This window comes from uncultured Negativicoccus sp., assembly GCF_902480485.1.
GTDB classification, from domain to species: Bacteria; Bacillota; Negativicutes; order Veillonellales; family Negativicoccaceae; genus Negativicoccus; species Negativicoccus succinicivorans.
On record NZ_CABSTC010000004.1, the window covers coordinates 20,776 to 32,327 of the forward strand.

Annotated in this window: 10 protein-coding genes and 1 other annotated feature; of the genes, 5 read left to right on the top strand and 5 right to left on the bottom strand. The window is 54.6% G+C overall.

The window, feature by feature from the left end; genetic code table 11:
- Positions 1–229 precede the first annotated feature (229 nt).
- Genes RDN69_RS00690 through RDN69_RS00700 form a run of 3 tightly spaced genes read left to right on the top strand, consistent with a single transcriptional unit; the run spans position 230 to position 3,934 of the window.
- The gene (locus RDN69_RS00690; RefSeq protein ID WP_024048200.1) at positions 230–658 is read left to right on the top strand and encodes a DUF1934 domain-containing protein; all 429 of its coding nucleotides are present in this window, start codon (positions 230–232) and stop codon (positions 656–658) included.
- The gene (gene argS / locus RDN69_RS00695) at positions 658–2,319 is read left to right on the top strand and encodes an arginine--tRNA ligase (RefSeq protein ID WP_024048199.1); all 1,662 of its coding nucleotides are present in this window, start codon (positions 658–660) and stop codon (positions 2,317–2,319) included. Before RDN69_RS00690 ends, argS begins: the two co-directional genes overlap by 1 nt.
- Positions 2,320–2,329: 10 nt before the next feature.
- Positions 2,330–3,934 carry a CTP synthase gene (locus RDN69_RS00700; protein ID WP_034437008.1) on the top strand — a complete coding sequence of 535 codons (1,605 nt, stop codon included), beginning with the start codon at positions 2,330–2,332 and terminating at the stop codon, positions 3,932–3,934.
- Positions 3,935–4,014: 80 nt separating this feature from the next.
- Here the strand turns inward: RDN69_RS00700 and RDN69_RS00705 are convergent, their stop codons facing one another.
- From RDN69_RS00705 to RDN69_RS00725, 5 genes are all read right to left on the bottom strand, one after another.
- Positions 4,015–5,139 carry a membrane protein gene (locus RDN69_RS00705; RefSeq protein ID WP_034437009.1) on the bottom strand — a complete coding sequence of 375 codons (1,125 nt, stop codon included), beginning with the start codon at positions 5,137–5,139 and terminating at the stop codon, positions 4,015–4,017.
- Positions 5,124–6,242 (bottom strand): histidinol-phosphate transaminase, encoded by a 1,119-nt coding sequence (locus RDN69_RS00710; protein WP_034437011.1) that lies wholly within the window; start codon positions 6,240–6,242, stop codon positions 5,124–5,126. Before RDN69_RS00710 ends, RDN69_RS00705 begins: the two co-directional genes overlap by 16 nt.
- An 86-nt stretch (positions 6,243–6,328) precedes the next feature.
- Positions 6,329–7,012 (bottom strand): energy-coupling factor transporter transmembrane protein EcfT, encoded by a 684-nt coding sequence (locus RDN69_RS00715; RefSeq protein WP_034437013.1) that lies wholly within the window; start codon positions 7,010–7,012, stop codon positions 6,329–6,331.
- Positions 7,009–7,740: an energy-coupling factor ABC transporter ATP-binding protein gene (locus RDN69_RS00720; RefSeq protein ID WP_024048101.1), complete on the bottom strand. Its 732-nt coding sequence runs from the start codon at positions 7,738–7,740 to the stop codon at positions 7,009–7,011. Before RDN69_RS00720 ends, RDN69_RS00715 begins: the two co-directional genes overlap by 4 nt.
- Positions 7,734–9,131, bottom strand: coding sequence for an energy-coupling factor ABC transporter ATP-binding protein (locus RDN69_RS00725; protein WP_024048102.1), 1,398 nt, complete (start codon positions 9,129–9,131; stop codon positions 7,734–7,736). The genes RDN69_RS00720 and RDN69_RS00725 overlap by 7 nt, the downstream gene beginning before the upstream one ends.
- A gap of 61 nt (positions 9,132–9,192) precedes the next feature.
- Positions 9,193–9,443: a binding site (T-box leader), on the bottom strand.
- A 161-nt stretch (positions 9,444–9,604) separates the two neighbouring features.
- On the opposite strand from RDN69_RS00725, the gene RDN69_RS00730 reads away from it, so the two are divergent.
- Together RDN69_RS00730 and RDN69_RS00735 are read left to right on the top strand one after the other, a co-directional pair.
- Positions 9,605–10,984: a sodium:solute symporter gene (locus tag RDN69_RS00730; RefSeq protein WP_024048103.1), complete on the top strand. Its 1,380-nt coding sequence runs from the start codon at positions 9,605–9,607 to the stop codon at positions 10,982–10,984.
- A 78-nt stretch (positions 10,985–11,062) separates the two neighbouring features.
- On the top strand, positions 11,063–11,552 hold a 490-nt coding region (locus RDN69_RS00735; RefSeq protein WP_288218095.1), incomplete at its 3' end, for an ECF transporter S component.

Consider the following 11,552-nt stretch of genomic DNA (forward strand, 5'->3'; position numbering starts at 1 on the left):
TGTTGCCGGTTGCCGCATTTTCATGCATTGACTTTGCGCAAGAATAACAATCCGCGAGATTTGCGAGAAAAATAATTACCGACCGCCCGAAACACGGTCAACTTGGTGCCGCGCATCATTCTTTTATAAAAACAGCCGTCTCTTCGGAGACGGTTTTATGATGCCGGCATCATAGATTTTTTCCCTTATAAATGATAGAATTATATAGTTAATATTACGGAGGTGCGTGATGAAGGCGGTCATTATTACCGTGAACACGCTGCAGCGCGATGAGAACGGCCAGGAAGAGAGTATTGAACTGACCACAAAGGGCACGTACGAAAAACAAGGCGACGTGCAAATTTTGTGTTACGACGAATCTTCTCTGACCGGACTTACGGGAACGCGGACAACGTTAAAATTGTTTCCGCATTCGCTCGTGCTGATGCGCGACGGTAAGATCACGCAGCAACAGGAATTTTTGCCGGGAACCTCGCAAAAATCACTGTATGAGACCCCCTTTGGCAACGTCACGCTGACGATGTACACGCATGAGCTGACGCATACGCTCACGAACGGCGAGGGAGAAATTGAACTCCGTTACGACGTCGCGCTGGAAGGCGTCCATGCGAATTATAACGAACTGATCATACGCTCACGAGAGGACGGAACGAACTGATGGATTTACGGACGGAAATTGGTGCGGCGCTGACCGACGCGGTCAAAGCGGCCGTCACTAAGGGAACACTTCCCGCCGGCGACTACCCCGAACCTTTTCTGGAACAGCCGCCGCAAAAAGAATTCGGTGATTTTGCCACCAATCTCGCCATGCAATCGGCGAAAATCGCCCGGCGCGCGCCGCGGCAAATTGCAGACGCGATTCTGGCGGAGCTCGACTCCCCGCTGATTGAACGCGCGGAAATCGCCGGCGCCGGTTTTATCAATTTATTTTTGAAAAACGACGCAGTCTACGATATTTTAAAAGAAATTTTGCGCAAGGGTAATGACTACGGCAACCTGCCGGAAAAAAGCGACGAATACATTCAAGTCGAATACGTCAGCGCCAACCCCACCGGACCGCTCCATATCGGTCACGGCCGCGGCGCGGCGTTCGGCAGTGCGCTGGTGAACCTGCTGCGCGCCGCCGGCTACCCGACACAGGCGGAGTACTACATCAACGACGCGGGCAACCAAATCGACAATCTCGCGAAATCGGTCGATGCACGTTACCGTGAACTCTTGGGTGAAACGGTTGAATTTCCGGAAGACGGTTACCACGGCCGCGACATCATCACGACCGCACAGACGATCATTGATGAGGACGGCGACAAATATTTGGCCATGCCCGCCGCCGAACGCCTCGCGATTTTCAAAGAGCGGGCGCTCAACGCGAAACTTGAACGTTTGCGTAAAGATTTGGCGGATTTCCATGTGGAGTTCGATCAGTGGTTCAGTGAACGCACATTGCATCCGGAAGCGATTGAGACGGCGTGCGCCGAACTGAAAGCGCGCGGCAAGCTGTATGAAAAAGAAGGCGCGCTGTGGCTGAACACCACTGCATACGGCGATGACAAAGATCGCGTTGTCATACGCGCCAACGGCGTCGGCACGTATTTCGCCGCCGATATCGCGTACCACCGCAACAAGTATGAACGCGGTTTCACGCAGATGATCAACATCTGGGGCGCCGACCATCACGGTTACGTCGCGCGCGTCAAAGCGGCGCTCACGGCGCTTGGCTATGATCCGGATAAACTCGAAATTTTGCTTTTGCAAATGGTCAATCTCTTGCGCGGCGGCGAAGTCGTCAAGATGAGCAAACGTACCGGCAAATCGATTACGCTTGCCGAACTGATCGAAGAAGTCGGCGCCGACGCGGCGCGGTATTTCTTCATCATGCGTTCGCTCGACAGCCAGCTCGACTTTGACATCGACTTGGCAAAATCGCACAGCAATGAAAATCCGGTGTACTACATCCAATACGCCTACGCGCGCATTCACAGCATTTACCGCCAGGCGGAGGAAAATCAGATCGCATACGGCGCTTGGGAAGATACCGATTTCAGTTTGCTGACGGAACCCGCCGAACTGGATCTGATTAAACAGATGAGCGAGTATCGCGAGATGATCGCAAACGCGGCCGCCGCGCACGCGCCGCATCGTCTGGCTCGCTATCTCTATGAACTCGCCGGTCTGTTCCATTCGTTTTATAAACAGTGCCGCATTTTGGGCATTGATCAGGAACGCCAGCAGGCGCGTTTGGGACTGATCACAGCGACCAAGTATATTTTATGGCACGGATTAACCATTCTCGGTGTCAGCGCGCCGGAAAAAATGTAAAGGAGGACGCATGACTAAGTACATATTTGTTACGGGCGGTGTCGTTTCTTCGCTCGGTAAGGGTATCACCGCCGCATCACTCGGCCGTTTACTGAAAAACCGCGGCTATCGGGTCACGATCCAAAAATTCGATCCGTATTTAAATATCGATCCCGGCACGATGAGCCCGTACCAACACGGTGAAGTCTTCGTAACCGATGACGGTGCGGAAACGGACCTCGACCTCGGTCATTACGAACGCTTTATCGATATCAACTTAAGTCAGCGTTCCAATGTGACGAGCGGTCGCATTTATCAAACCGTCATTTCGCGGGAACGTAAAGGCGATTACCTGGGCGGGACCGTTCAGGTCATTCCGCATGTGACGAACGCGATCAAAGAACAGGTGTTCCGCGTCGGTCAGGAAGTCAATGCCGACGTAGTTATCACCGAAATCGGCGGCACGGTCGGCGATATCGAAAGCCAACCGTTTTTGGAAGCGATTCGCCAGGTGAAAAAAGATATCGGCAAAGAAAACGTTCTGTATATTCACGTGACGCTTCTGCCGTACATCTCCGCTTCCGGCGAATTGAAAACGAAACCGACGCAACACAGCGTGAAAGAAATGCGCAGCATCGGTATCCAGCCGGACATCATCGTCTGCCGCAGCGAATACCCGATCTCACAGGAAATGAAAGAAAAAATCGCGTTATTCTGCGACGTCGATGTCGACGCGATCATTGAAAATCGTACCGCGCAAAGCATTTACGAAGTACCTTTGATGATGCAGCATGAAGGTTTGGATAAAATCGTTCTGCGCAAATTACAGCTGGAAGACAAGCCGCTCGATATGAGCGATTGGGAACACATGGTCGATCGCATGCTCCACCCGCAGGGCGAACTGGAAGTGGCGCTCGTCGGCAAATACGTTTCGCTCCACGACGCGTATCTTTCCGTCGTCGAATCGCTCGATCATGCCGGCTATGCGTTTAACCGCAAAGTCAACATTCGCTGGATCGATTCGGAAGAAATCGAATCAGCCGATGACATCGCACCGCTTTTTGCGGGTGTGGACGGTATCGTCGTCCCCGGCGGTTTCGGTTCTCGCGGCGTGGAAGGCAAGATCCGTACGATCCGTTTCGCGCGCGAACATAAAATTCCCTACCTCGGTTTATGTCTCGGCATGCAATGCGCCGTGATGGAATTCGCCCGCAACGTCTGCGGTATTGAAGATGCGATTTCGAGCGAATTTGATACCGACGCCGCACATCCGGTCATTGACCTGATGCCCGACCAGGTCGATATCGAAGATAAAGGCGGCACCATGCGCTTGGGTCTGTATCCCTGCAAGTTGGTCGACGGCACGCGTTCGCGCGCGCTTTACGGAGAAGAATTGGTGTATGAGCGCCATCGTCACCGCTATGAATTCAACAACGCGTATCGTAAGCAACTGACTGACGCCGGTTTAATTCTCGCCGGCACCAGTCCCGATGAACGTCTGGTGGAAATTGTCGAAGTCAAAGACCATCCCTTCTTTGTCGCCGTGCAGTTCCATCCGGAATTCAAATCGCGTCCGAATAATCCGCATCCTCTGTTTTACGGATTCATTCAGGCGATGGAGCAAGAAGCAAAATAAAATCAAAAAACACCGGAAATCTCCGGTGTTTTTTTTGCACAAAAAAAGAGCTGCCGCGGCAGCTCTTTTTCTTTTTTCGTTTACTCTTTCATTAACTCTGCTTTTCGTGCGCCCGCGCGCAGGAATACCACCGGAATCATAATAAGTCCGACTTGTCCCATCAGCGGATACAGAATGCCGATCAATTTACCAAAACCGATCTGCGCGCCGAAGTACGCCACAATCCCCAAGACCACCGTCACCGCGAGCATCGGCGTACGGCCAAGGCCAAAGCCCTGAATGCGGTTCAGCACGAGCCAAAACATCGGCGCCGCCGTGGAGTAAATCCCCAACAAAAGCACCACAGAGAAAATCATCGCGAGAATCGGCAGATGTTGTTCCGCCAGGAACAAATTCGGCACTTCGTAGGTCACGATCTGATCCGGATAGCAAAGCATCGCGAAGACGATCATGATGACCGACAGCATCAGGAAAACGCCGCCCATCACGCCGCCCCAAATCGCTTCCTGGCGATTGCGCGCGCGCGTGCCGAGTCCGGCAAGAAAAGGAATCCCGCCCAAAACCATGCAAGCCGCATACAGCACCCCACTGAACCAAGCGGTATCCAACCATTCATACGCCCCGAACCACCAGCCGGCGGTCGCGCGCAAATCGAAGAGAGCCTGCACTTGCGCCCCCGTCAAATCATTGCCGTAGTACGTGCTGGTCACTGCGGTCACGATACCGATTAAAATCGTAAACACGGTAATGACCGGTCCGATCGCGCCGATAATATCGACCAAACCGTTCAAACCGAGCAACACGGTCATGACGCAAAGAATCGCCATGCCGAGTTTGCCAATTTCCGCACCGACGCCGAAGTATTCGCCGGCTACGGCGCCGGATCCGGCGAACATAATGGAAACGACGCAAAAAAGGCAAACGATCGTGAAAATTTCCAAAATGTAACCGATATATTTACCGCAATAGTAGCGGAAAATTTCCGTCTGCACGGTCAAATTCAATTCGTGTCCTTTGACCATCAGAGCCGCGCCCATCGCGGCGAAAAGAAACATGCTGACGAGCGCGCCGATGTAACCCGCCGGTCCGTACGATGTGAAAAATTGCAACACTTCCTGGCCGGTCGCAAAGCCCGAACCGATCGTAAACGCGATGTAAGCTCCCGCCAGTTTCACGACGTTCCAAATGCTTACCTGCTGTTGCATGACGCTCCCTCCACTTCTTTTTCCACGGCCGCCAAACGCGGCAGGAGTTCCGTCAAATCACGCGGCACACGCAAACGGATATGGCGTTTACCGATCCCGTCAAAATCTTCGCCGCGTTCGGTGATAATGCCGTGCTGCAGCATCACGTCAAATAAATTAAGATCGCGTTCCGTATACAAAAGCACGATCGGCACCGTATCGCCGGTAACGGATGCCTGCAATACGGAAAGTGCCTCCAGCACGCGTGCTTTATTCGCCGCAATCTGCGTTTTGGAGCGCGTGATATGTTCGCGATCACGTAAGGCGATCGGCGTCAAACGGGCGGCGGTTTCGGTGACGACCATTTCCGCCGGCAATTTCTGCATGATCGGCATAAATGCTTGCGGCAATACCGCGTAACCAGTCCGCAGGCCGGCTAATCCGAACCCTTTCGAAAGCGTTTTGACGACGATCACATTCGGATACTTATTAACCAAGGCGACCGCCGAATTTTCCAGCGGCATAAAATCGCCGTACGCTTCATCGACGATCACCATCGTGTCCTGCGCCGCCGCTTTTTGCGCCAGCTGCTCGATGTCCGCCAGCGGAATCATTTGACCGGTCGGGTTATTCGGATTATCCAAATACACGAGCGTATGCTCCGGACGCAGCGCTTCGATAAAACGCGCGACGGAGAAACGGAACTGCTCTTCTTCCCGCAACGCGACGACGGTGAGTTGCGCGCCCATCGCGCGCATATCGGTGGTCGCGGAAGAAAACGTCGGTTCGCCGACGAGAACATGAGTCCCCTCATCAATAAAGAGCCGGTTCAGATCGATCAACATGCCCATCGATCCCGTGTGAATCGCAAGTTGCTCCGGCGCAATTTTCGCCGCCGGCGCGAGGTATTCGCAAATCGCCGCGCGCAGTTCACGGTACGGATAGCTCGGATACGGCGAGATGCCGCTGAATGTCTCCCGATACAATTCCTCCGTCAGTTGCGGCGTGTAGCCGAACGGATTAATCCCGAGCGAACAATCGATCGCGTCATCGGGAATTGTGTCACCGTGCACGTAACTTTGCACCTTATAATCTGCCAAACTGTGTCGAATTCTGTATTTCATACTGCCCCTCCTACCATGCTGCGACTTTGTCGATTAATTCTTACTATTATAATATGATCCCCGCTGTTACGCAATGCGCGATGTTTTCAGTAACTGTACGTCAAGCGCAGATACAGGCTGACCGCAATGCCCGCCGTCAGCAGCGCCATTACCAAGTAATCGCGCTGTTGCGGCGTCACGGCGCGGGTAAAGCGCGTGGTGCCGGCACCGAAGCCGCGAAGCTCCAGCGAAAGCGCCATCGTTTCCGAACGCGCGAGCGATTTCAAAACGAGGGGCTGTACCACGCCGAGATACGCTTTGCTGCGGCGCAGATAGTGTCCGTTCTGCGGCACGCCGCGGCAAGCCTGCGCCTCGAGTACCGCTTTGTTTTCCGCCAGAAAATCCGGCACAAAACGCAACGCCGCCGTGAACATGAACGCGTATTCATACGGGATGTGCAACTGCGTCACGACCGCGGCCGTCAGATCCTGCAAGCGCGTCGTCGTCAACACCAAGAGGAAAACGCCCGCCAATGCCAACATCCGTAAACCCGCGACATACGCGGACTGCAACGTGCCGCCGCCAAGGTATTGAATGACGCCCAAAAGGATCGCGAAGAAAATAAATGCCAATAACGCTTTGCGATTTTGTTGCAACACGCCGGCGGCGATAAAAATGACGATTTCCGCGAGAAACAGCGCAAAGAGCGCCGGCGGACTTTGTAAAAACAAAACGGCGAGCGACACCGCGACAATCATGAAAATTTTTGTTAAAGGAACCAAGCGCGTCATTTTGCACCTCCGTCATCGGTATGATGGGAAACGTCCCGCCCGTCGCGGTACATGCTTGCTAAAAATGTTTGCGGCTCGCCGTTATAAACGACGCGACCGTCGGCGAGCATCACGACGCGTTGCGCGTACCGTCTTACCACATCGGGCGCGTGCGTGACCAAAATAATTCCCAATCCTGCTGCCGCCAATTTTGTTAAAATCTGCATCAGCTGGCGGATATCCGCCGGCGAAATGCCGCTCGTCGGTTCATCAAGGATGAGAAATTCCGCGCCGAGCGCCACTGCCGAAGCCAATGCGACGCGTTGCTTTTTCGCCCGCGAAAGAAGCGGCGGGTACGCGTCCCGTTCTTCTTCCAGTCCGCATAATTTCAGCGCCGCCTCCGCTTTCTCGCGAGTCTCTACCTTGTCGCGTCCCTGCTCGAGCGGGCCGAATGCGATTTCATCGTACACCGTGGTGCAAAAAAGTTGTCGATCCGCCTGTTGAAATACGTACCCCAAAAAACGACTGCGTTCACTCGCGGATAATCTCGTCAGTTCCCGACCGTTCAGCTCGATGCGTCCGGAGGTCGGCCGTTCCAGTCCCATCAAAAGTCGTGTGAGGGTCGTTTTACCGCTACCGTTTTTGCCGACCAAAGCGGTGATTTCACCGGCCGCAAAAGCCAGCGAAAGATCATGAATCACTTCGCGACCGTCGGCGTACGCAAAACATAAATGCTCCGTTTTCAGCATGTCGCCCTCCCCGCGACGACTGCCGATGCCGTCGCTTCCTGATACCGATCGGGCAACAAATCACGGAACGTGGCGTCCGCCTGCATGCGGCCGACCACTTCATCGAACGCGTCCACCATGACCAAACGTCCTTCATCCAACAGCGCGGCGCGCTTGGCATACGGCGCGACTTCCGCCAACTGCGACTCGGTAACGACAACGGTCAAACCGTCTCGCTGATTCAGCGTGCCGAGCAATTGGTAAAACGCTTGCGTGCCTTCCGGATCAAGCGCCGAGGTCGGCTCATCGATGACCAATATCTTCGGCTCCGTCGCGAGCACCGACGCGATGACCAGGCGCTGACGCTGACCGCCGGAAAGCGTCGCCACGTTGCGTTCCTCCAAGCCGCTCAAACCGACTTTCGCTAACGCCTCTGCGCTGCGGCGCGCAATTTCCGCGGCAGCGTAACCGCGATTTTCCAAGGCGAATTCCATTTCTTCAGCGACGGTCAACGTCACCAGCTGCGCATCGTAATCCGGTAAAATCGTGCCGACTTTAGTCGCGATCTCCGCGATGCTGTGCTGCGTAATCGCCAGATCTTCCACAAAAACCATGCCGCTCATGACGCCGCCGTAGTAATGCGGAACCGCTCCGCAGAGCGCGGACATCAGCGTCGTTTTACCGGCTCCCGCCGCGCCCGCCAACACCAGAAAGTCTCCGCGTTCGACCGTCAGATTGATATCGTGCAACGCGTCCGCTGTCGCCTGCGGATAGCGATAGCTCAAATGTTCGATGGAAAATGCCGCATCCTGCTGCGGTCGTAAAGCAAGTCCCGCGTGCGACACGTTGGCGACTTCCGCTTGCGTCGTCAGTGAAGCATGCAGCAGCCGTTGCGCCGGCGCGTACAGGACCGGCGTGATAACGCCGTTAATGACCGCGACCAAACCAACCGCCGGGAGCATCGCATACAAATATACATTGGTCGCAATCCCGAGCATGTATGTCATCAGCGATACAAAAACGAACCCGCTGATCAATGTGGCGACGCCGCCGCAGACCGCGCTCAGGATGCTTTTTTGCCGAACGTGCGGCAAAATCATGTGCGCGAAACACGCGGCCGTCATCGCGCCCAAAGGTTCGCTGATCAGATTGCCGTAGGGAAAGCCCGATTTCGAGGTCAGAATTTCGATGCAGGCCGCCACCATGCCGATGCCGAAACATTGGCGATACGTCGGTTTCGTCAGCAAAATCGCCACGCAATACGTCGCGATCATCCAATTCGGCGTGAACCCCGCGATGGAGGGAGACGCGATATGTAGAATCGTCCCGATGGAAAGCAACAAAGTCGAAACGGTCAACCAGCGAAATTGCCCGCCGCGTGTTTTTTGAAATACCAATGTTTGTGTTTGCATGTTATCTCCTTTCCGATGCGGACAATAAAAAAGCCTCCCGTCCACATCCATATCCAAATGATATGGGGACGAAAGGTATCCTTCCGCGGTGCCACCCCGCTTGACTGTCATCAGTCCGGCTTACTACGTACGGCGATTTGCGATACGCGCTTCGGGATAGCGGCCGAAGGTGCCGTCGACGCCTACCCCGCGCAGCGGATCGGGTCGTATCTCCCGGGCCCATTCGCGTCGTCCTCCCGCGCCGATCTTCCACTGTCACCGGCTCGCTTTAGCGTTTGTTACGACGGTACTCTTCCCGTTCATCGATGATTTCATTTAATTACAGGTAGAATAGCACAAAAAAATAGCAGTGTCAATTTTTCTCCAAAATATTTTTAACGTGCATCATGACTGTCATAACGAATCTATATGAGCACGGTTTCCCGATGTTATAATAAAAAAGAATGGATTGTCTGTGGTATATAGGAGGCAATGTGAGTTCATTTACCGTGTGGCATTGGTGCGGAATTTTTCTCGCCTTCGCCGCCGTCTTTATCGCGATTTTTGCGACAGCGCAAAAATCATCCTTGGAAAATTTCAGCGTGGGCGGTCGCGCGTCCGGTCCGTGGCTTGTCGCCGGCGCGCTTGTCGGCACGATCGTCGGCGGCTCGGCCACCGTCGGTACCGCCCAAGGCGCCGTGAGCGCCGGTTTTTCCGCTTGGTGGTTTACTTTCGGCTCAACGCTCGGCTTTATTCTGTTGGGTAAAGTATACGCCGGACCGTTGCGCGCAAGCGGCTTAAAAACCATCGCCGAGTATATGGCGGCGCGCTACGGCAAAATGGCAGGCGTAGCGACTTCCATCGTGTCCGCTTTGGGAATTTTCTTTTCGCTCGTCGCGAGCGGCTTGGCCGGCATTCATTTCATGCAAATTTTATTTCCCGTCTCGGAACTGACGGGCACTTTGCTGCTGCTCGTCATTGTCGTGTTGTATGTGTTGGCCGGCGGCATTCGCGGCACGGCGGTATCCGGCATCGTCAAAACGGTGTTGCTCTACAGCACGCTGATTATCGCGGGCGTTTACGCCTGGCGCGGCTTGGCGCAACTTCCCGCAGCCACGGTGTGGCACGCCGACTGGCTTTGGCCGCAGAGCGGCAACGGCTGGCGCATGTTCGCGACGAACTGTCTTTCCGTCATTATCGGTGTCGCCGTGACGCAATCGTATGCGCAGGCGCTGTACAGCGCGCGTGACGCCGAAACCGCGGCGCGCGGCAGTTACTTGGCGGCCGCACTTTGCATGCCGGTCGGTTTGCCGCTGATTTTAATCGGCATCCATACGCATTTTATGACGCCGTCGATCGACGCCGTCACCGCATTGCCGATGTTTATGCAGATGCACTTGCCGGCGCTTTTGGCGGGGTTGGGAGTCGGCGCGATTTTACTTTCCATCATCGGCTCGATCGCCGGACTGTCGTTGGGCGCCGCCACCTCGATCGCCGTCGATATCTTCGAGTTGGGATTTGGCGTAAAGGGACAAAAGCGGCTGCTTTTCATTTTGCAGGCGGCGCTGATTATGCTTGTGCTCGCCGCTTTTTCGGTTTCGTTATACCGCTACCACTCCCAGATTCTCTACTGGAATTTCCTTTCCTTTTCGCTGCGCGGCGCGGGCGTTTTCTTACCCTTTTTACTCGCCATTTACGCCAAAGGACCGACCTCGGAAAAAAGCACGACGGCGAATATTCTTTTCTCCACTCTGATCGCCGTGCTTTCCATCGGTAACGATACCTTCACGCTCAATCCTCTCTACGTGGGCATCGGCGCCTCCGCCTGCTGGCTGCTCGTGGAAACGATTTGGCGGCGCATTGATCGTCACTAAGGTGCCGGATTTCATCATCGCAATGCTATAATAAAATCAATTCGAATTCGGTTATATGTTCAGAAACGGTTATTCATTATGAAAAAACACAATCTCCGTTGGTTCGCGCGCGTCAGTCTGCTCGCGGCCATTGCCGCCGTATTGATGCTGTGGCAATTTCCGCTGCCGCTGATGCCCGCTTTTTTAACGCTGGATATCAGCGATGTGCCCGTCGTCGTCGGCGCGCTTTTGTTCGGCTGGCCTGCCGGCGCCGCCATCGCCATCTTAAAAAATTTATTGCATCTGCCCGTGTCATCCACTTTCGGTATCGGTGAAATCGCCAACGCGACGTTGGCGCTCACTTATATTACCGTTGCAACGCTGCTGCGCCGTTGGGGATGGCTCGCATATGTGGCGGCCACCTGCGCCATTGCCAGTGTCGCCGTATTTCTCAACTTTACGTTGCTGCTGCCGCTCTATCAATCCGCATTCGGCATCTCGACCGCGCAACTTTTGACCATGTCCGCGCGCGCCGGTTCCCAACTCATCACTGTCTGGGATTTCATGTGGTGGGTGATCGTGCCTTTCA